The following is a 19916-nucleotide window of genomic DNA, read 5'->3' on the forward strand; positions in this document are numbered from 1 at the left end:
TACTACGGCATGACCGGTGGCTGCGCGCCCTCGCGCCGCAGCCGGATCCGGTGGCACTGCGTGGCCACCGTGTCCACGACCCTCGCGAGATCGGGGGCGTCCTGTGCGCCCCCAAGGGCCGACAGCGTCGGCAGCGAGGCCTCCACCTCGCATCCCGGCACGGGGGGCCGCAGCCAAGCGGCCCCCTGCAGTGAGCCGGACCGGACCGGTGGCCCCGTCGCGGGCGCCGGCGTCCGATGACCGGCCGCGGCCGGACCTCCCGCTCCCCGGCCGCTCGTGAGCGGCTCGTCCGCGGACCTCGGTGTGCTCGACTCCGGCCCCGGCGGCCATGGGGCCAGAATCGTTCGGCCCGCGCCGACCGGCACCAGGTCCGTCGCCAGCGCCCCCCATTCCAGCCAGGCCAGCACGGCCGGCAGCTCCTCCGCGCTGCCCGCGGCCGTCAGCAGCCACATCCGGTCCCCGCACACGGCCACCGGGGAGCCCGCCCGCAGATGCCGCAGGGCCGCGAGGCCCGCCGCCGCGGGGACGTCCAGCACGTCGAAGCGCGGACCGACCGAAAGTCGTACCGGATCACCGGGCACTGTCGCCCATCCCAGTTCGTTCTCGTACCAGCGCCGGACCCGGGCATGCGCCCCGGCCGCCCGGCGGCCCCGGCGGGGAAGAGGGACCGTCGGGGAGACGGACGACAGGGCCGGGGAGGCCGGAGGGACCGGGGCCACGGGCGGGTGGGCGCCAACCATGACAAGTGCAACCGGTGAAACGGCGCCGGAGTTACGCTGGGTGCCGCCACAGGTGCGCAGAGTGCCGGAAGAGGGGTCGGGTGGGCGTACGGGGAGACGCAAGGTTGTTCGCCCGTAGCGGAGGGACCGGGGGCGCACGGTATGGAGTGTCAGTCCCACGGGGTAAGACATCCCTAGTGGGAGGGGGCGACGCGCGGGAAAGGCCGTCTCACGTTCGCCATCGGCGTAGTGGCGACTGGGGTAACTGCCTGGCCTGCGGGAACATCGTCTCGCACCATCGGGTTGGAGCAGATGTCGGCGTTCGGGGTCAGGAGGCCATCGAGGGTGTCGGCAGTTGGAATGAGCGGTCCCCGCTTGCGGGACTAAGCTGCGGAAGGACAGGGAGGGGAAGTTCCCCCCACTGCCTGACCGCTCTGAGGAGCGATTAACGATGTTCGAGAGGTTCACCGACCGCGCGCGGCGGGTTGTCGTCCTGGCTCAGGAAGAAGCCCGGATGCTCAACCACAACTACATCGGCACCGAGCACATCCTCCTGGGCCTGATCCACGAGGGTGAGGGTGTCGCCGCCAAGGCCCTTGAGAGCCTCGGGATTTCGCTCGAGGCGGTCCGCCAGCAGGTGGAGGAGATCATCGGCCAGGGCCAGCAGGCCCCGTCCGGGCACATCCCCTTCACCCCCCGTGCCAAGAAGGTCCTGGAGCTGTCGCTCCGCGAGGCCCTTCAGCTGGGCCACAACTACATCGGCACGGAGCACATCCTGCTCGGCCTGATCCGTGAGGGCGAGGGCGTCGCCGCCCAGGTCCTGGTCAAGCTGGGCGCCGATCTCAACCGGGTGCGGCAGCAGGTCATCCAGCTGCTCTCCGGCTACCAGGGCAAGGAGACCGCCACCGCCGGCGGGCCTGCCGAGGGCACCCCCTCGACGTCCCTGGTCCTCGACCAGTTCGGCCGGAACCTCACCCAGGCCGCTCGTGAGTCCAAGCTCGACCCGGTCATCGGGCGCGAGAAGGAGATCGAGCGGGTCATGCAGGTGCTGTCCCGCCGCACCAAGAACAACCCGGTCCTGATCGGTGAGCCCGGCGTCGGCAAGACCGCCGTCGTCGAGGGCCTCGCCCAGGCCATCGTCAAGGGCGAGGTGCCCGAGACCCTCAAGGACAAGCACCTCTACACCCTGGACCTCGGCGCGCTGGTCGCCGGTTCCCGCTACCGCGGTGACTTCGAGGAGCGCCTGAAGAAGGTCCTCAAGGAGATCCGCACCCGCGGCGACATCATCCTGTTCATCGACGAGCTGCACACGCTGGTCGGTGCGGGTGCCGCCGAGGGCGCCATCGACGCCGCCTCGATCCTGAAGCCGATGCTGGCCCGCGGTGAGCTCCAGACCATCGGTGCCACCACCCTGGACGAGTACCGCAAGCACCTGGAGAAGGACGCGGCCCTCGAGCGCCGCTTCCAGCCCATCCAGGTCGCCGAGCCGTCCCTGCCGCACACGATCGAGATCCTCAAGGGTCTCCGTGACCGGTACGAGGCCCACCACCGGGTCTCCATCACCGACGAGGCGCTGGTCCAGGCCGCCACCCTGGCCGACCGGTACATCTCCGACCGCTTCCTGCCGGACAAGGCGATCGACCTGATCGACGAGGCCGGTTCCCGGATGCGCATCCGCCGGATGACCGCGCCGCCGGACCTCCGCGAGTTCGACGAGAAGATCGCCGGCGTCCGCCGCGACAAGGAGTCCGCGATCGACTCGCAGGACTTCGAGAAGGCCGCCTCCCTGCGCGACAAGGAGAAGCAGCTCCTGGCCGCCAAGGCCAAGCGGGAGAAGGAGTGGAAGGCCGGCGACATGGACGTCGTCGCCGAGGTCGACGGCGAGCTGATCGCCGAGGTCCTCGCCACGGCCACCGGCATCCCGGTCTTCAAGCTGACCGAGGAGGAGTCCAGCCGCCTGCTCCGCATGGAGGAGGAGCTGCACAAGCGGGTCATCGGCCAGACGGACGCCGTCAAGGCGCTGTCGAAGGCGATCCGCCGTACGCGCGCCGGTCTGAAGGACCCGAAGCGTCCGGGTGGCTCGTTCATCTTCGCCGGTCCGTCCGGTGTCGGTAAGACGGAGCTGTCCAAGGCGCTCGCCGAGTTCCTCTTCGGTGACGAGGACGCGCTGATCTCCCTCGACATGTCGGAGTTCAGCGAGAAGCACACGGTCTCGCGTCTCTTCGGTTCGCCCCCCGGCTACGTGGGCTACGAAGAGGGCGGCCAGCTGACCGAGAAGGTCCGCCGCAAGCCGTTCTCCGTCGTCCTCTTCGACGAGGTCGAGAAGGCCCACCCGGACATCTTCAACTCGCTGCTGCAGATCCTGGAGGACGGTCGTCTGACCGACTCCCAGGGCCGGGTCGTGGACTTCAAGAACACGGTCATCATCATGACGACCAACCTCGGCACCCGGGACATCTCCAAGGGCTTCAACCTGGGCTTCGCGGCCTCGGGCGACAAGAAGACCAACTACGAGCGCATGAAGAACAAGGTCTCGGACGAGCTCAAGCAGCACTTCCGGCCCGAGTTCCTCAACCGCGTCGACGACGTGGTCGTCTTCCCGCAGCTGACGCAGGAGGACATCCTCGCGATCGTCGACCTGATGATCGGCAAGGTGGACGAGCGCCTGAAGGACCGGGACATGGGCATCGAGCTCTCCCAGTCCGCCAAGGAGCTGCTGTCCAGGAAGGGCTACGACCCGGTGCTGGGCGCGCGTCCGCTGCGTCGCACGATCCAGCGCGAGGTCGAGGACACGCTGTCGGAGAAGATCCTCTTCGGCGAGCTGCGTCCCGGCCACATCGTGGTCGTCGACACGGAGGGCGAGGGCGAGAACCAGACCTTCACCTTCCGGGGCGAGGAGAAGTCCGCGCTCCCCGACGTCCCGCCGATCGAGCAGGCCGCGGGTGGCGGGCCCACCAACCTGAGCAAGGACGCGTAGCCCTCCGGGGGTGAGCGTGACCGAAGGGGCCGGTGCCGTGCAGGCGCCGGCCCCTTCGGCGTGCCCAGGGGTCAGTCGGACCGGACGACGATCTCGGCGGACGGGAAGCCGTCCGCCAGCTCGTGCGCGGTCCAGCCGGGCGAGCCAAAGACTTCGATGGTGCGTACGTTGGGCAGGCGGGAGGCGAGGATGCGGCAGTGGGCCGGGTCCATTCCGCCCGGACGGAACAGCCGCAGGTCCTGGATCAGAGGCAGCTCGGGCATGGCGAGGCCGGACGTGTAGAAGACCAGCGACGACTGGAGCGTGAGCCTCTCCAGAGCCGGCAGGGCGGCGATCTCGGACCAGTCCGCCGTGGTCATCACCTCCCGCGCGTGCACGCTCAGCGACGTCAGTGTGCGCCACCGGCGCAGACCGTCGAGTGTGCCGCCCGCCACGCTGAGGTGCAGGTACTCCAGCGGTGCGGCGGGCGGGAGCAGGTCGGTGAGCCACCCGCGGTGGTCGAACAGGGTGAGGTGCGTCAGGGACCGCAGCTCGCGGAGTCCCGACGCGTCCGCGATCGGGCCCACCAGCAGGTTCGTCAGCGGCAGGTCCGCCAAGGCGGCGAGGTTCCTGGCGGAGGGGCAGCTCAACAGCCAGAGGTCGGACAGGGACGTGAAACCCGAGAGCACCGACAGATCGGTCAGGTCGGCCGTGCCGTCCAGCCGCAGCAGCTCGACCGTGGCCGGGTCCAGGAGCGGGAGGAAGTCCGCCGCCGACTGCTCGAAGCTCAGCCGGGTCCAGGGCCGCATGAGGCGTATCGCGTCCGCCTGCTCGTACGACCGGCACGTGAGGATCAGGTTCTGCCGGTCCAGATGATCCAGCACCTCCCGCGCGTACTCCTGCGTGCCGAACCGGTGCCAGGTCCCCACCAGCTGCCGCCGCACATCCAGGTCGGGGTGGTCGCGGAACCGCCGCAGCACAGCCAGTGCTCCCTCCGGCTCCTCCGTCGCCAGTACGGACGCCGCGACCGTCACCCCCAGTGCCTCCGCGTCCGTCAGCCCCTCCGGCCCCGGCAGCAGCTCCAGCACCAGCGGCCCGGCCTCGGCGAGGGCCTTGGCGTCGTCCTTCGTGCCGGGCGGGATCAGCGCACCCGCCCGGGCCTCCACGTCCCCGCGCACGCTCGGATCAAGGGCCGGCGCGTGTTCCAGGCAGGCCAGGGCCAGCAGGGTCAGCCGAGGGGTGTCCCTGGACAGGAGCTGTCGTAGGAGTGAGGCACGTTCGCGGGGGCGGGCGTGGGCCACCGCCATGCGGATCACGTCCTCCCACTGGGTGTCGTCGGCGTGGCTCAGCAGAACGTCGAAGTGGCCCTCCTCGACGGCGTAGCGGGCGCCCAGGTAGTCCTGGAAGGTGCGGTGGACGAAGTCCAGGACGCCGTCGGCGGGCTGGCGGAGGAGGCCGCTGCGCAGCAGGAGCTGGGCGAGGACCGACCGGGCGTCCGACGTCAGGGCGATCGAGGGGAGACAGCGCTCGACGATGCCCTCCGCCGTCTCCGCGTCCATCTCCGTGCGGCCGCTCAGCACCAGCGCGTACGCCAGACGTTGCAGCAGCTCGAGCTGCGCCTCCTCGCCCAGGTCGACCTGGTCCACCGAGCCCATGCGCTCCTTGTCGCGGCGGGTCAGCAGCATCGCCAGCGCGGCGTCGTACAGCTCCTTGCGGCCGGTCGGAAGGTAGCCGCGGCGCTCGCGGTGCAGGGCGCAGATCAGACCGCACATCAGCGGGTTCGTGGCGAGGCGGGCCAGGTCGCGCTTGGTGCGCAGGGAGTCCAGCAGCGGGGTCTCGTACTCCGGGGCGCGGGCGGCCCGGTGCCAGCGGTGGACGAACTTCGCCACCTCCCCGCGCCGCATGGGCGCCAGCAGCAGCTCGCGGAAGCCCTCCGAGGCCAGCCAGTCGGGGCGTACGGCCGTGGGGCGGGAGGTCAGCAGCCAGCGGTTGCCCGGGAACGCCCTGATCAGGTCCAGGAGCCAGTCGCGGGCGCGATGGCGGTCGGGGGCGGGGATCTCGTCCAGGCCGTCGACCAGGACGAGCGCGCGACCGGCGGACAGTACGCGGTCCGCCCAGCCCTCGGGCGGGGCGAGCGGGCAGCCGACGGCCGTGAGGAAGTCGGCGGGCGCGGGCAGCGCGGGGCGGCGGATCAGGGTCCGCAGCGGCAGGACGTACGGGATCTCGCCGGTGTCCCGCGCCGCCGTCACCGCCAGCCACTGCACCAGCGTCGTCTTGCCGGAGCCGGCATCGCCGCGCAGCAGGACGCGGGCGTGGTCGCGCAGGGCCTGTTCGGCGGGGATGTGGGCCGGGGCGGCGGGCTCGGGTTCCTCGAAGGGGACGTCCTGGCCCGTGCCGGTCGCCTCCAGGCTGAGGTACGCCACCTCCAGCGGCCAGCGGTCGGGGGAGTCGCGCAGGTCGAGGCCGTAGATGGTGAGGTGGTCGTGGCGGTCGGCGACGTAGGGCAGATAGCGGCGTTCGAAGGCCGTGTCGGAGGCCGCCGGGCGGGGGGTGCGGGCGAGCAGGGCGTCGACCTTGGCGATGAGGTCCGCCTGGCCGCGGGTCTGCTCCACCAGGGTGCGTGCCACAAAGGTGGACCGGCGGGTGAAGAACTCCAGGATGTGCAGGCAGGCCCACTCGGTCGCCGAGTCGAGGAAGTGCTCCGCGTCCGCCGACAGCCCGTCGGCCGGGGCCGCGGCCCGCAGCTTCGCGGCCAGTTCGCGCCGGCCGAGGCGTACGGCCTGTACGTCGTCCATGTCCAGGTCGCCGAGCGCGATCAGACGGCGGGCGAGGGCCTCGGTGACGGCGTGCCGCTCGTCGGCGGGGAAGGGCGGCTCGCCGGGGGAGTCCACGGCCTGGGCGACGAGCTGGGCGGCGAGCCCGCGGACGTCCCGCTCCTGAAGGGCCCGCTTCTCGCCGCGGAAGGAGACCAGGGCGGACAGCCTGACCGGTTTGTCGACCAGGCCCGCGCCGGGGCCGTCGGAGCGGAACAGCTTCTTCAGGAGTGGAGCGATCATCGAAGAGGCGAGTCTGCCGCCCAGTACCGCCGGATCCATCCCGCCCCACCCCCGTGATCGCGTCAACAGGGGTGAGGCTACCCGCAGTTGCGGGGGTGGGATCAGGAGAGCTGGCCGTTGTAGTCCGGCAGCTTGTAGGTCTTCTCGGCGTGGCCGCCGGAGAGGTCGGTGGCGCTGTTGCCGATGTTCGCGATGATCGTGTAGCCCTTGTTCTCGATCGAGACGCGCTGGGCGGTCTTGTAGTCGGCGACGTTCTTGAACAGGTCGAGGAAGCCGCGGACGTGCAGGCCGCTGACCTCGTAGCCGCGGTACTCCAGGTTCCATTCGGTCGGCCCGTAGATGATGCCGGGGCGGGCCGTGACGAAGAACAGGTCGACGCCGTGCTCCTGGGCGTACCGCGCGACCTCCAGGACCGGGCTGTTGGCCGGCTGCGGGTAGCTGAAGCCGAAGTCGGTCTCCAGGGCCGTGTTGTCGATGTCGAGCACGATCGCCTGCTTCTCGCCCGGCCTGGGCTGGGCGATGCGCTGCTTGATCTCGGGCAGCGCCTGGTTCATCACCGCCCGGCAGTCCTTCTGCCAGGTGGCGTAGTCGACGTCCGCGGCGGCGGTCGCGGCGGCGGCCGTCGTGATCGTGCCGGTGGCGGCCGGTGCGGCCTGGGCCGGTGCGGCCAGGGCCACCAGGGCGGTCGCGGTCACGGCGGTCGCGGCAGCGCGACGCGTCCAGAGGCGTCGTCCGGTCATGTGTGGGGGTCCTCTCACGCGTGTACGGCGTCCCGTACACAACCAACGTGTCGTGAGCATGCTCGACGGATCAGGTGGCGTCGAGGGGACCGGCAGGTTACTGGACGGTAGTAAAAGGCGTAGCCCCCGTCACATCGCAGGTCAGCGGCGCGTAGCGCCCGTCACAGAGCGGCGGAGGCCCCGGTGACATGCCGCACAGGCGATTTGTCCGTTACTAGGGGGAATAGTGGCGATCTTGAGGTGGGTGTCCCGTGCCGAACGCCTGGGCTTCATGCCGCTGATCGCGGCTTCTTGGGTGATTCGTCCCAATTCGGGGTTCTGTCAATGATTCGGGGCTTTGGGTGATCGGTACTAGCTTTCGTCGTAGATCACACGTTTGGGGCCTGATGGGCGATCCGGGTACCAAGGGATAGCCATCCGGACGCAGTTGTGCACCGGGTGGTCGCTCATGTCCCCCACCCCACGAGGTTCCTCATGTCCCAGCGCGTCACGTCCCGTTTCTTCCGCACGTCCCTTCGCACCCGTGCCGCTGTCCTGGCCGCCGGCCTGGGAGCGTCGGCCGTGCTGGGAGCCGGGGTCGCGGCCGCCGTGGACAACTCCGCGGCCGGCGTCGCCGCGACCGCCGTCCAGGCGCAGGCTGCCGTTCAGGCCCAGGCCGCCGCCCAGGCCCAGGCCGTGGAGAAGGCCGCGGCCGTGCAGGCCAAGGCCGCCGCCGCGAAGAAGGCGGCCGCGGTGAAGGCCGCCGCCGCCAAGCAGGCCGCTGCCAAGAAGGCGGCGGCGCAGAAGGCCGCCGCGAAGAAGGCCGCCGCCAAGAAGGCTCTGGCCTGGGTCTCGCCGGTGAAGCACTACGCCAAGTCCGCGAGCTTCGCGCAGGCCGGCGGCATGTGGCAGTCCACCCACAGCGGCCAGGACTTCGCCGTCCCGAGCGGCACCGTGGTCGTCGCCGCGCACGGCGGCACCGTGGTCAAGGCCGGCGGCAACGGCGCCGGTGACGGTCCCGCGTACGGCAACGCCGTCGTGATCAAGCACGCCAACGGCACCTACTCGCAGTACGCGCACCTGTCCCGCGTCGACGTGAAGGTCGGCCAGGTCGTCGGCACCGGCCAGCGCGTCGCCCTGTCCGGCAACACCGGCAACTCCAGCGGTCCGCACCTGCACTTCGAGATCCGCACGACCGCCAACTACGGCACGGCCATCGACCCCGTCGCCTTCCTGCGCGGCAAGGGTCTGAAGGTCTGAGACCTCTGACCGACTGCTCTCAGGGCCCGTCCGGCGGATCTCCGGCAGAAAGGGCCCCAGGCCCTGTCGTCAAACTCCCGCCTGCCCCGCGGCGGACCTAGGCGCCCGAGTGCGCCTGGGACATCAGGTCCATGGCGACCTCGAGGACGGCTTCGCGCTTCTCCTCGGGGTCGCCTTCGAGGTCCTGGAGGAAGAACATCCCGGCGTGCAGCGTGAAGATCGCGCTGACCGAACGGATCTGGTCGATCAGCGGGGCCCCGGGGTCGACGATGATGTCGCGCATCCGGCGCATCCGCTCCTTGAAGCTGTCGCCGATCCGCAGGTCACGGACGGTCGCCTGGTTCTCCTGCATGAAGCGGAACAGCGGTGCCGCGCCCGCGAGGGTGTCGCTGTAGCGCCGGATGATCTCGTGCTTGGTCTCCAGGGTGTGCGGCTGACGGCTGCCCCACTCGATGAGGTCCTCCATCGGCTGCGTGAGGTCCTCGAAGATGCTGACGAGGATCTCTTCCTTCGTCTTGAAGTGGTAGTACAGCGCGGCCTTCGTGACCTCCAGGCGCTCGGCGATCTCGCGCAGGGAGGTCTTCTCGTATCCCTGCTCGGCGAAGAGTTCGAGGGCCACGTCCTGGATGCGCTGGCGGGTGTTGCCGCGGCGCTGCTGCTTGGTGCCGTCCATCGTGACGCCCATCCTCGTACTCCTCGCGCTCCCGCGGAAATCGGCTCGACTGAACTTACTTGACGCCCGGCTAGTTAGAGGGCTAGCTTCCTCCAGTGTAGGCAACTAGCCGGTCGGCAAGTAAGTACCCGGGCTGGGGGAGACGATGGCGGACACCGCGACACCGAAGAAGAACAAGCCTGACGAAGACGGCTCCGCGCCCGCGGCGACCCCGGAGAGCCCCGGACAGCCGCAGAACGTACGGGTCGTCATCCTCGCGCTGATGATCGCGATGATGCTCGCGATGCTGGACAACATGATCGTCGGCACCGCGATGCCCACGATCGTCGGCGAACTGGGCGGCCTCGAGCACCTCTCCTGGGTCGTGACCTCGTACACCCTGGCCACCGCCGCCTCGACCCCGATCTGGGGCAAGCTCGGCGACATGTACGGGCGCAAGGGCTCGTTCCTGGCGTCCATCGTGATCTTCCTGGCGGGTTCCGCGCTCAGCGGTATGGCCCAGGACATGGGCCAGCTCATCGGCTTCCGCGCCGTCCAGGGTCTGGGCGCCGGCGGTCTGATGGTCGGCGTGATGGCGATCATCGGCGACCTCGTGCCCCCGCGTGAGCGCGGCAAGTACCAGGGCCTGATCGCCGGTGTCATGGCGCTGGCGATGATCGGCGGCCCCCTCGTCGGCGGCACCATCACGGACCACTGGGGCTGGCGCTGGGCCTTCTACATCAACCTCCCGCTCGGCGTGGTCGCGCTGGCCGCCGTGGGCGCCGTGCTGCATCTGCCGAGGAAGGCCGCCAAGGCCCGCATCGACTACGTCGGCGCCGCGCTGCTCACCGTCGGCATCACCTCCATCGTCCTGGTCACCACTTGGGGCGGGACGGAGTACGCCTGGACCTCCGCGCGGATCATGGAGCTGACCGCCATCGGCGTCGCCTCGCTCGTCGGATTCCTGTTCTGGGAGAAGAGGGCCGCGGAGCCGATCGTGCCGCTGCACATCTTCCGCAGCCACAACTTCAGCCTGATGTCCGTCATCGGCTTCCTCACCGGCTTCGTGATGTTCGGCGCGGTGCTCTTCCTGCCGCTCTACCAGCAGTCGGTGCAGGGCGCCTCCGCGACCAACTCGGGTCTGCTGCTCCTGCCGATGCTCGGCGCGATGCTCGTCGTGTCGATGGTCGCGGGCCGGGTCACCACCAGCACCGGCCGCTACAAGATCTTCCCCGTCGCGGGCAGCGCCCTGATGGTCACCGGCCTGTACCTGCTGTCGCTGATGGACACCGGGACCTCGCGGCTCACCTCCGGGCTCTACATGGCCGTGCTCGGCGCGGGCATGGGCTTCCTGATGCAGATCACCATGCTGGTCGCCCAGAACAGCGTGGAACTGAAGGACATGGGCGTCGCCTCGTCCACCACCACCCTGTTCCGCACCCTCGGCTCGTCCTTCGGTGTGGCGATCATGGGCGCGCTGTTCAACCACCGCGTCCAGGACGTCATGGCCGAGCGGGCCGGCGCGCTGGGCTCCCGGATGACCGAGCAGTCCGCGCAGCTCGACGCGGCGAGCCTGGCCAAGCTGCCGGCCGCGGCCCGCGAGGCCTACCAGCACGCCGTCTCCTCCGGCACCCACGGTGCCTTCCTGCTCGGCGCGGCCGTGGCGGTGATCGCGGTGATCGCGTCGGTGTTCGTCAAGGAGGTGCCGCTGAAGGGAGCGGGGCCGCAGAAGACCGAGGGCGCCGCGCCGAACGCCCCCGCCGAAGCCGTCTGAGAGCCGCCTGAAAGCCGTCCGACCAGCGCGTGACCGCAGGCCCCCGGGTGTCCGCCCCGGGGGCCTGCGGCGTTCCCGGCAGGGCTCCGCCGTGCAGTCCCCGCCGCGGGCCGGGGGCGTTGTCAGACCCCCGTGCCACCATCGGTTCATGGAGGAACAGGGCCGTGCGACGACGGAGGGGAGGCCCGCGTGGACAGACTGCGGCAGCTGCGGCTCGCCAAGGACGCCATGGACCGGGACTGGGCCGATCCCGAGCTCGACCTGGACGCGGTCGCGGCACACGCCGGCTACTCCCGCTACCACTTCGTCCGCGCCTTCAAAGGGGCGTACGGCGAGACCCCCGGCCAGTACCTGACCCACCGCCGGATAGAGCGGGCGCAGGACCTTCTGCGCACCGCCAATCTGACCGTCACCGAGATCTGCCACCTGGTCGGCTTCAGCAGCCTCGGCACGTTCTCGACCCGGTTCAAGCTGTGGACCGGGCTGACCCCCAGCGAGTACCGGGCGACACACGTCGGCCGCGGGGCCGCGCTCATACCCGGGTGCTACGCGATGCTCTGGGCGGGCGGCTTCGGCGGCGGACCCGGTGGCCGACAGGGCGGCGACGGCCAGGGGCGGTGAAGGCTGCGCCGGGAAAGCAGGGGAGCGCGGTCCCGGGGAGGCCGTGGAGCCCGACTCCGGAGAAGCGAGAGGCAGCGCAATTCCGGAGAAGCGGGCCGGGGGCCGTGCTGCCTACGGTGGCAGCACAAGCCAGTTCAGCAGCACCTCACAGGAGCAAGCCGTGATCAAGGGACTCAAGATCTCGACCGTCTGGGTACTGGACCAGGACCGTGCCAAGGAGTTCTACACCGAGAAGCTGGGGCTGGAGGTCCGTACGGACATGACGATGGGCGAGGGCGGGATGCGCTGGCTCACCGTCGGCTCCCCGGCACAGCCCGACGTCGAGCTCACCCTGATGGTGCCCGGCCCGCCCGCCATGGACCCCGAGTCCGCCGAGATGGTGAAGACGCTGGTGACCAAGGGAGTGCTCGGCGCCGGAGTGCTCACCACCGACGACATCCACGGCGACTGCAAGAAGCTGAAGGACCGCGGCGTGGAGTTCCTCCAGGACCCCCAGGAGCGCCCGTACGGCACGGAGGCCCTGTTCCGCGACGACTCGGGGAACTGGTTCTCCTTCACCCAGCCCCACGAGGGCGAGCTCGACCTGGACAAGGACTGGGCCTGCTGAGCGGACCGGGCCTGCTGAGCCGGTGACTCCGGGGCCGCCGGTGCCGTCGTGAGGCCGGGGCTACTTCGGCGCCGGGAGCATCGGGTGACTGCCCGTGTTCGTGGGCGCGTGTTCCGGCAGCCACAGCACCGCGACCGCGCCGTCGGCCGGCACATGCTCCGGCGCGCCCGGAGGCCGTACGTTGCGGAAGGTCAGCCGGGCCCCCAGCACCCGGGCCTGGCCGGACGCGATGGTCAGGCCCAGGCCGTGCCCGTGCCCGGCGCGGTCCTTGCTGCCGGTGCGGAAGCGGCTCGGGCCCTCGGCGAGCAGGTCCTCGGGGAAGCCGGGGCCGTGGTCGCGGACCCGGATCACCCGGCCCTCGACCGTGACCTCGATGGGCGGGCGGCCGTGCCGGGCGGCGTTGGCCAGCAGATTGAACAGCACCCGCTCCAGGCGGCGCGGGTCGGTGGTGACCTCCGACTCGTGCACCACCAGCACCTCGGCGTCCGGGTCCTTGGCCGCAACGCGCCGGGCCACGAACTCGCCCAGCATGATGTCCTGGAGCTCCGCCCGCTCCGAGGCCCCGTCCAGCCGGGCCACCTCCAGCACGTCCTCCACCAGCGTGCGCATCGCCTTGGCCCGGTCCAGCACCAGTTCGGTCGGACGGCCCGGCGGCAGCAGTTCGGCCGCGGTCAGCAGGCCCGTGACCGGGGTGCGCAGCTCGTGCGCGATGTCGGCGGTGACCCGCCGCTCCGCCTCCAGACGCTGGCGCAGCGCGTCCGCCATCGCGTCCACCGCCCGCGCGAGATCGTCGGTCTCGTCCCGGACGACCCCGCCTATCTCCTCACGGACGCGGACCTCGGTCTCGCCCTTGGCGACCCGGTTCGCGGCCGAGGCCGCCTGGCGCAGCCGGCTCGACAGCTGTGCGCCGATCAGCACGCCGAGCGCGCTGCCGCCGAGGACGGCCGCGATCGAGCCGATGACCAGCGCCTGGTCCAGGTCGTCGAGGATGTCCGCGCTGCGGTCGGGGAAGCCGCTGTGCAGGGACAGTACCCGCCCGTCCGTCACCGGCACGGCCGCCCAGATCTCCGGCGGCCCGTCGTGGCTGTCGCACACATAGGTCGCCCGCCGCCCGCGCTCCACCTTCTCCCGCAGCTCGGCGGGCAGATCGGGGTCGTCGACGACGATGTTGGGGAAGTTGGGGCGGCCGTTCAGCTCGTAGTTGCGCTGGGCGATCCGCACCCGCTCGTCGGCCAGGTCACGGGCGTTGTCCAGCATCGAGACCCGGGCGGCGTTGTGCACGACCAGACTCAGCGCCACCGCGACCAGCGCGCCGACCAGGGCGATGGCCGCGCTGAGCTTCCAGCGCAGTCCGGTGCGCAGACCGTCGCCGAGCCGCCTGCCGAGCCGTCTGCCGATCCGGGTCCGGCGCAGGTTCCCGGCGAACCGCCGGCCGAGGCGCGTACGGAGCAGGGGGCCGGTGAGTCTGCCGAGGCAGGGCGAACGGAGGTGCGCCCCCGGGCGCGGACCGGTGACCGGGTGGTGCGGGTGCCCGGGACGGGAGCCGCTGTCGTGGTGGGGGAAGGGGTGGGGGAGCGGCAGCCGGGGGCGCGGGTCGTCGGCGGTGCGGAAGGCCCGGCCGATGTACGGGTCGTCGGCGGTGCGACGGGTCTGGTCGGAGTACGCGTCCTCGGCGGTGCGGTGGGCAGGGGCGGCGTACGGATCGTCGTCGTTCCGGCGGGCAGGGGCGGCGTACAGATCGTCGTCGTTCCGGCGGGTGGGCTCGGTGAAACGGTCGCCGTCACCGCTCCCGGGGACGAGCCCCGGCGGACGGGCGCCGTCCCCGTCGGACTGTCGTCGCCGGCGCCCGAGCCCGGTCCATGTGTTCACGCGTCGGGGCAGCGATCCCCCGGTGTCCCCCCGCACGGCCGCGCCCCGCCCCCGCCCGCTCACGCCTTGAGCTTGTAGCCGAAGCCGCGCACGGTCTCGATGCGGTCCTGGCCGATCTTCGTCCGCAGCCGCTGGACATGCACGTCGACGACCCGCGTGTCACCGCCCCAGCCGTAGTCCCACACCCGCTCCAGGAGCTTGTCGCGAGAGAGCACGGTCCCCGGCGCGGAGGAGAACTCCAGCAGCAGGCGCATCTCGGTCGGGGTGAGCGCGACCGGCTGTCCGGCCCGCCGCACCTCCATGCCCTCGGTGTCGATGTCCAGGTCACCGAAGCTCAGCACCCCGCCGACCGCGGCCCCGGCCTCCTCGGCCTGCGCGCCGCCGCTCGCGTGCCCGAAGCGGCGCAGCACCGCACGGATACGGGCGACCAGCACGGCCCCGTCGAACGGCTTGGTGACGTAGTCGTCGGCGCCCGCTTCCAGGCCGAGCACCACGTCGATGGAGTCGGCCCGCGCGGACAGCATGATCACTGGCACAGTCGACTCGTCGCGGATACGGCGGCACAGGCTCACCCCGTCCAGGCCCGGCACCATCACGTCCAGCAGGGCGATGTCCGGGCGGTGCGCGCGGAACGCCTCGAGGCCCGACAGCCCGTCGGGCATGGCGGTGACCGCGAAGCCGTCCCGCTCCAGGGCGAGCTGGGTGGCCTCGCGGATGACATCGTCGTCCTCCACGAACAGCACGTGGGTCTGGTCTGCCATCCGGATGCTCCGTCAGTCGCTCTCGGGCGCCGGGGCGGGCTGCTCGCCACCGGCGGTCGTGCCGTAGTCGTTGTGCCAGTGGTGCCTGGCGACGAAACGGTCCGTCGCCCAGCTGTAGGTGATCACGTCCTCGCCGGACGGGTCGGTCACGGGGTCGCCCTCGTCGTAGACCTGTTTGGTCACCAGCAGGTCGCCGCGGTCGATCTCGGCGTAGACGGGGGGTTCCTCGACCCGGAAGACGTTCTCGTAGCGGCCGCCCTCGCGGCGGTACACGTACGAGCCGACACCGACAGTGTCACCGCAGGTCAGCACGTTGATCACGACATCGTCGGCCGGGCCGCCGGTCAGCTCGCCGTAGGACACGTCGACGGGGTACTTGTCGCCGACGCACGGGCGCAGGCCCTGTTTGACCGCGCCCGACACCAGCGGGTCCTCCTGCACCAGCCGTACGGCGTTCACCCGCGAGGAGGCCGGCGCCGGGGCCGAGGGGGAGGCTGCCGCGCCCGCCATGCCGTCGGCGTGGGCCGGGCCCTCGTCGCGGGCGCCGGTGCCGCCGGTGGAACACGCGGAGACCGCGAGGGCGAGGGCGGCGAGCCCGGCCGCCGCCGTGCTCACCGCCCGCCAGGAGTCCCGCCCGCGCGGGGGCGCCGTGCGCTCCCCGTACTGTGCGGCTTCGTACCGTCCGGCTTCGTACCGTCCGGCTTCCGCGGAACCCCGAGGGGGCTCCGCCTGGTACCGGTCCTGTGTGGATTCCGCGCCGCTCAGGCCGCGCAACGCTCCCGCTCCTCACGCTCCAGCGCGCGTGCGTCGAGATCGCGGGACTCCAGCTCCTCGCGGAGCCGCGCGAGGGCCCGGTGCAGCGTGCTCTTGACGGTTCCGGCCGACATGCCGAGAGCGGCGGCCGTCTCCTCCGTGGACATCTGCTCCCAGTGTCGCAGCACGACCACGCTGCGCTGCTTCGGGGCGAGCACCTTCAGTACGTCCATCAGCAGGGCACGGTCGGCGTGCTGCTCGGTGGAGTCGTCCACGCAGGCCTCGGGCAGCTGCTCGGTCGGGACCTCCTCCAGCTTGCGGGCGCGCCACCACTCGGTCCGGGTGTTGATCATCACCCGGCGCAGATAGGCGTCGGCCAGCCGCTTGTCGGCGATGCCCTCCCAGCGGCCGTACGTACGGGCCAGGGCGGTCTGGAGCAGGTCCTGTGCGTCGACGGGGTCCGGTACCAGCCGGCGGGCACTGCGCAGCAGCGCGTCCTGCCGGGTACGGACGTACTCCTCGAACTCGAGCACCTCGCCCTGCGCCATGATCAACCGCCTCCCGCTTCCCCGTGTCTGGTCTGCCCAAGAAGCTACGGAGGGGTTGTCACGGGGCTGTCCGAAGCAGCCTGCGGACAGCGCGCGGCTGTCCGTCGGTTGTGTAACAGAAGTAGGAACGGGGTAAGGCGGGTCGCTGAGTTGCCGTGCTTTGGGGGAATTTGGGGCGCGGGTCGGAGCCGTCGTTCGTTACGGCCGTTTGTTACGGGTCCGGCTTCTTGGCGGTCCCGTCTCTTACGGGTCCGCTGCGGTGGCTCGGCGGGTCGGCCGGGTTCAGCTCGACGGCAGGCGGTACAGGCCGCCCGGCAGCGGTTCGACCAGGCCGTCGGAGACCAGCCCGTCCAGGGCGCGGGCGCGCTGCACCGGCTCGTGCCAGACGGCGTCGAGCGCGGACTGCTCGACCGGCGTGCGCGCCTCGCGCAGTACGGCGAGCAGTTTGCCGCGGACCTGGCGGTCGGTGCCCGCGTACGTCTGCCCCCGGCGCGGCGGGCCGTCGTGCTCCGGCTTGCCCGCGAGGCGCCAGGCGCACTGCGCCGCGATCGGGCAGCGGTGGCACGTCTCGTTCTTCGCCGTGCACACCAGCGCGCCCAGCTCCATCGAGGCCGCCGCCCAGCGCGCGGCCGTCGCCTCCTCCTCCGGCAGCAGCGCGCGGGCCAGCCTGCGTTCGGCGGCGGTGGTGGCGTTCGGCGGATACCGCACGCCCGTCACCGCGCGCGCGAACACCCGCCGTACGTTGGTGTCCAGCACCGCGTGCCGGCGCCCGTACGCGAACGACGCCACCGCGGCGGCCGTGTACTCGCCGATGCCGGGCAGCGCGAGCAACTGGGCGTGGTCGGACGGCACGTCACCGCCGTGCCGCTCCGTTATGGCGGCCGCGGCGCCGTGCAGCCGCAGCGCGCGGCGCGGATAACCGAGCCGGCCCCAGGCGCGTACCGCCTCGCCGGGGGCCTCGCGGGCGAGGTCCGCCGGGCGCGGCCAGCGGGCCAGCCACTGCTCGTACACCGGCAGGACGCGGTTGACCGGCGTCTGCTGGAGCATGAACTCGCTGACCATCACGCCCCACGCCCCGGCCTCGGGGCGCCGCCAGGGCAGGTCACGGGCGTTCTCGTCGAACCAGTCGATGACCGGTGCGTGCAGATCCGCTCCCCGGGAGGAGGCGGCTGCCGCTGTCTCGGCCGTCTCCGTGGGCGGGGGCGTGCTGTGCGGGGGCTTCGTGGGAGCAGTCATGGCACCTCCGATCCTGCCATGCGGTGGCGGGGGGTCGGGGGGAGCGCCACCCGGGGCGTGTGGCGGGGTGGGCCGAGCCGCCGGGGGGCCTTGGCCAGAGGTGCAAGGCGCGCGACTGCGAACGCTCGTCGGGGAGTCCGGGATGATGATCCGGAAAAGTTGATGCGATCAACGGCGGGTGGGGCAGGCTGAGGCGCCGATCTCTCGTACAGTTTGCGCCGTGGGATCTCTGCGCAATCCGGTCGGGCCGCTTCCCTCCTCCATCTACTGGCGACGGAGGGTCGTTCTGGTGTCCATGGTCGCCTTGTTGGCGCTGCTGGCCACCTGGGTCGTCGCCTCGGGCGGCGGCGGCAGGAAGGACGCGCAGGGCACCAACGGCAAGAATCCCGCGCCCTCCACCATCACTCCCGGTCCCTCCGGTTCGGGGCCGGCGATCAGTCAAGCCCCGGGCGGGCGCGACGAGTCGGGCGACGGGGGGTCCGACGGGTCAGGCTCCGGATCGGGGTCCGGCTCCGGCGGTGACGCGGGGTCCGGCACCGGCGACGACTCCGACGGCGCCAACGGTTCCGGGGCGGGCGGCTCCGACGGGGGCGACGGGTCCGGCGCCGGTGGCTCGGGATCCGCGGGAGGTGCCGTCGACAGCGGCGGTGGTTCCGTCAGCGCCCTGCCCGCGAGCTCCTCGCTGCCCAACTGCACTTCCAACGCCGTGACGTTGACCCTGCGCAGCCTGCACAACTCCTACTCGCCGGACCAGACGCCCTCGTTCCAGATCACCGCGAAGAACTCTTCCGGCAGCGACTGCAAGGTCGATCTCGGGCCCAAGGGTGCGGTGTTGACCATCACGCGGACCAACGAGGACGACCCGTACTGGTCTTCGGCCGACTGCCCGGAGGGCGCCGCCGGCCGGCTGTACCGGGTGCCCGCGGGCAGCAGCATCACCTACACCGTGGAGTGGGACCGCAAGCCGAGCGCCGCCGAGTGCGGTACGCCTCCGGCAGGGGTGGCCGGGGCGGGGACGTACCTCGTCGAGGCGCGGTCCGCGGGGTTCGCCAAGGCGCAGACGTCGTTCCTGCTGAAGGCCGACTAGTTTTTCGGGGCGACCAGTTTTGGGGTGACCCGTTCCGGGGCGGTCCGTTTCGGGGCTTTCGGCTCCGGCGTGACCAGTTGCGGGGTGACCCGTTTCGGGGTGGCGGGTTCCGCTATCCGTTTCGGGGCCGGTCGGCCGGCCCGTCTCAGACGTAGCGTTCCAGGATCGACGACTCCGCCAGGCGGGACAGGCCCTCGCGCACACTGCGGGCGCGCGCCTCGCCCACGCCGTCCACCGTCTGGAGGTCGTCCACGCTCGCGGCGAGCAGCTTCTGAAGGCCGCCGAAGTGCTCCACCAGGCGGTCGATGATCGCGCCGGGCAGCCTCGGGACCTTCGCCAGCAGACGGAAACCGCGCGGCGAGACCGCCGAGTCGAGCGTCTCGGGCGAGCCCGTGTAACCCAACGCCCTTGCCACCGTGGACAGTTCGAGCAGTTCCGCGTGGCTCAGTGCGTCGAGCTCCGCCAGTGCCTCGTCCACCGTGCGGGAGCGCTTGGCCGTCGGCTCGGGCACGTAGTCCCGTACGACCAGCTCGCGCTCGGGCTCCACGCCCGCGATCAGCTCGTCGAGCTGGAGCGCCAGGAGCCGTCCGTCCGTGCCCAGTTCGACGACGTACTCGGCGATCTCGGTGGCGATACGGCGGACCATCTCCAGGCGCTGCGCCACGGCCGAGACGTCCCGGACCGTCACCAGGTCCTCGATCTCCAGCGCCGACAGCGTCCCCGCGACCTCGTCCAGGCGCAGCTTGTAGCGCTCCAGGGTCGCCAGGGCCTGGTTGGCCCGGGACAGGATCGCCGCCGAGTCCTCCAGGACCCGGCGCTGGCCGTCCACGTACAGCGCGATCAGGCGCATCGACTGCGAGACCGACACCACCGGGAAGCCGACCTGCTTCGAGACACGGTCCGCCGTGCGGTGCCGGGTGCCGGTCTCTTCCGTCGGGATCGTGGGGTCCGGCACGAGCTGCACGCCCGCCCGCAGGATCTTCGACAGGTCGGACGACACCACGATGCCGCCGTCCAGCTTGCACAGCTCGCGCAGCCTGGTCGCGCTGAACTCCACGTCCAGTACGAAGCCGCCCGTGCACATGGTCTCGACGGTCTTGTCCGAGCCCAGCACGATCAGGCCGCCGGTGTTGCCGCGGAGCACGCGCTCCAGGCCGTCGCGCAGCGCCGTACCCGGCGCCACGGCGCTCAGGGAAGCGCGCATCAGACCATCGGAACCGGCACTCCCACCGGACTTTCCGGGAGCTGCTGCCCGGTCGTTGGCTGCCACTGCACTCCTCCGGTCGCGGGTTCTGGGG

Annotated in this window: 16 protein-coding genes; 6 read left to right on the forward strand and 10 right to left on the reverse strand. The window is 71.4% G+C overall.

Features of this window, described 5'->3' with window-relative positions; genetic code table 11:
* Positions 1-2 precede the first annotated feature (2 nt).
* Complete coding sequence (locus ACZ6SQ_RS18720) at positions 3-581, reverse strand: SCO3374 family protein (protein ID WP_469563046.1); 579 nt, start codon at positions 579-581, stop codon at positions 3-5.
* Positions 582-1170: 589 nt separating this feature from the next.
* Here ACZ6SQ_RS18720 and ACZ6SQ_RS18725 point away from each other — a divergent pair.
* Positions 1171-3696, forward strand: coding sequence for an ATP-dependent Clp protease ATP-binding subunit (locus tag ACZ6SQ_RS18725; protein WP_469563048.1), 2526 nt, complete (start codon positions 1171-1173; stop codon positions 3694-3696).
* Positions 3697-3767: 71 nt separating this feature from the next.
* On the opposite strand, the gene ACZ6SQ_RS18730 is transcribed toward ACZ6SQ_RS18725, so the two are convergent.
* Together ACZ6SQ_RS18730 and ACZ6SQ_RS18735 are read right to left on the reverse strand one after the other, a co-directional pair.
* Entirely contained in the window at positions 3768-6770 is a 3003-nt protein-coding gene (locus tag ACZ6SQ_RS18730) for an NACHT domain-containing protein (protein ID WP_469563050.1), read from the reverse strand.
* A gap of 62 nt (positions 6771-6832) precedes the next feature.
* The gene (locus ACZ6SQ_RS18735) at positions 6833-7471 is read right to left on the reverse strand and encodes an HAD family acid phosphatase (protein ID WP_469563053.1); all 639 of its coding nucleotides are present in this window, start codon (positions 7469-7471) and stop codon (positions 6833-6835) included.
* Between the two features lie 474 nt (positions 7472-7945).
* Here ACZ6SQ_RS18735 and ACZ6SQ_RS18740 point away from each other — a divergent pair, with 474 nt between their 5' ends.
* Positions 7946-8710, forward strand: coding sequence for a M23 family metallopeptidase (locus ACZ6SQ_RS18740; protein WP_469563055.1), 765 nt, complete (start codon positions 7946-7948; stop codon positions 8708-8710).
* Between the two features lie 97 nt (positions 8711-8807).
* Here the strand turns inward: ACZ6SQ_RS18740 and ACZ6SQ_RS18745 are convergent, their stop codons facing one another.
* Positions 8808-9395: a TetR/AcrR family transcriptional regulator gene (locus tag ACZ6SQ_RS18745; protein ID WP_386386264.1), complete on the reverse strand. Its 588-nt coding sequence runs from the start codon at positions 9393-9395 to the stop codon at positions 8808-8810.
* Between the two features lie 133 nt (positions 9396-9528).
* Here ACZ6SQ_RS18745 and ACZ6SQ_RS18750 point away from each other — a divergent pair, with 133 nt between their 5' ends.
* From ACZ6SQ_RS18750 to ACZ6SQ_RS18760, 3 genes are all read left to right on the forward strand, one after another.
* Complete coding sequence (locus tag ACZ6SQ_RS18750; RefSeq protein WP_469563058.1) at positions 9529-11136, forward strand: MDR family MFS transporter; 1608 nt, start codon at positions 9529-9531, stop codon at positions 11134-11136.
* Positions 11137-11364: 228 nt separating this feature from the next.
* Positions 11365-11757: a helix-turn-helix transcriptional regulator gene (locus tag ACZ6SQ_RS18755; protein WP_469563135.1), complete on the forward strand. Its 393-nt coding sequence runs from the start codon at positions 11365-11367 to the stop codon at positions 11755-11757.
* A 160-nt stretch (positions 11758-11917) separates the two neighbouring features.
* Positions 11918-12364, forward strand: coding sequence for a VOC family protein (locus tag ACZ6SQ_RS18760; protein ID WP_389329840.1), 447 nt, complete (start codon positions 11918-11920; stop codon positions 12362-12364).
* Between the two features lie 60 nt (positions 12365-12424).
* On the opposite strand, the gene cseC is transcribed toward ACZ6SQ_RS18760, so the two are convergent.
* The 5 genes from cseC to ACZ6SQ_RS18785 form a co-directional block, all read right to left on the reverse strand.
* On the reverse strand, positions 12425-13762 hold the full coding sequence (gene cseC, locus ACZ6SQ_RS18765; protein WP_469563138.1) for a two-component system sensor histidine kinase CseC: 1338 nt from the start codon (positions 13760-13762) through the stop codon (positions 12425-12427).
* Between the two features lie 530 nt (positions 13763-14292).
* Positions 14293-14994: a two-component system response regulator CseB gene (gene cseB, locus ACZ6SQ_RS18770; RefSeq protein ID WP_469563060.1), complete on the reverse strand. Its 702-nt coding sequence runs from the start codon at positions 14992-14994 to the stop codon at positions 14293-14295.
* A 12-nt stretch (positions 14995-15006) separates the two neighbouring features.
* On the reverse strand, positions 15007-15609 hold the full coding sequence (locus ACZ6SQ_RS18775) for a hypothetical protein (RefSeq protein ID WP_469563062.1): 603 nt from the start codon (positions 15607-15609) through the stop codon (positions 15007-15009).
* A gap of 146 nt (positions 15610-15755) precedes the next feature.
* A complete protein-coding gene (locus ACZ6SQ_RS18780) occupies positions 15756-16295 on the reverse strand; it encodes a SigE family RNA polymerase sigma factor (protein WP_356697129.1) in 540 nt (179 codons plus the stop codon).
* A 282-nt stretch (positions 16296-16577) separates the two neighbouring features.
* Entirely contained in the window at positions 16578-17531 is a 954-nt protein-coding gene (locus ACZ6SQ_RS18785) for an HhH-GPD family protein (RefSeq protein WP_469563066.1), read from the reverse strand.
* Positions 17532-17751: 220 nt separating this feature from the next.
* On the opposite strand from ACZ6SQ_RS18785, the gene ACZ6SQ_RS18790 reads away from it, so the two are divergent.
* The gene (locus tag ACZ6SQ_RS18790; protein ID WP_469563069.1) at positions 17752-18618 is read left to right on the forward strand and encodes a hypothetical protein; all 867 of its coding nucleotides are present in this window, start codon (positions 17752-17754) and stop codon (positions 18616-18618) included.
* A 145-nt stretch (positions 18619-18763) separates the two neighbouring features.
* Here the strand turns inward: ACZ6SQ_RS18790 and disA are convergent, their stop codons facing one another.
* Positions 18764-19888 carry a DNA integrity scanning diadenylate cyclase DisA gene (gene disA, locus ACZ6SQ_RS18795; protein ID WP_386386252.1) on the reverse strand — a complete coding sequence of 375 codons (1125 nt, stop codon included), beginning with the start codon at positions 19886-19888 and terminating at the stop codon, positions 18764-18766.
* Positions 19889-19916 lie beyond the last annotated feature (28 nt).

The sequence above is a fragment of the Streptomyces sp. NPDC048600 genome (assembly GCF_055587025.1).

Bases quoted from the DNA above. Each gene is read 5' to 3' on its own strand.
- ACZ6SQ_RS18755 (WP_469563135.1), top strand. From the start codon at position 11,365: ATGGACCGGGACTGGGCCGATCCCGAGCTCGACCTGGACGCGGTCGCG.
- ACZ6SQ_RS18745 (WP_386386264.1), bottom strand. From the start codon at position 9,395: ATGGGCGTCACGATGGACGGCACCAAGCAGCAGCGCCGCGGCAACACC.
- ACZ6SQ_RS18785 (WP_469563066.1), bottom strand. From the start codon at position 17,531: ATGACTGCTCCCACGAAGCCCCCGCACAGCACGCCCCCGCCCACGGAG.
- ACZ6SQ_RS18750 (WP_469563058.1), top strand. From the start codon at position 9,529: ATGGCGGACACCGCGACACCGAAGAAGAACAAGCCTGACGAAGACGGC.
- ACZ6SQ_RS18740 (WP_469563055.1), top strand. From the start codon at position 7,946: ATGTCCCAGCGCGTCACGTCCCGTTTCTTCCGCACGTCCCTTCGCACC.
- cseB (WP_469563060.1), bottom strand. From the start codon at position 14,994: ATGGCAGACCAGACCCACGTGCTGTTCGTGGAGGACGACGATGTCATC.
- ACZ6SQ_RS18730 (WP_469563050.1), bottom strand. From the start codon at position 6,770: ATGGATCCGGCGGTACTGGGCGGCAGACTCGCCTCTTCGATGATCGCT.
- ACZ6SQ_RS18780 (WP_356697129.1), bottom strand. From the start codon at position 16,295: ATGGCGCAGGGCGAGGTGCTCGAGTTCGAGGAGTACGTCCGTACCCGG.
- ACZ6SQ_RS18735 (WP_469563053.1), bottom strand. From the start codon at position 7,471: ATGACCGGACGACGCCTCTGGACGCGTCGCGCTGCCGCGACCGCCGTG.
- ACZ6SQ_RS18725 (WP_469563048.1), top strand. From the start codon at position 1,171: ATGTTCGAGAGGTTCACCGACCGCGCGCGGCGGGTTGTCGTCCTGGCT.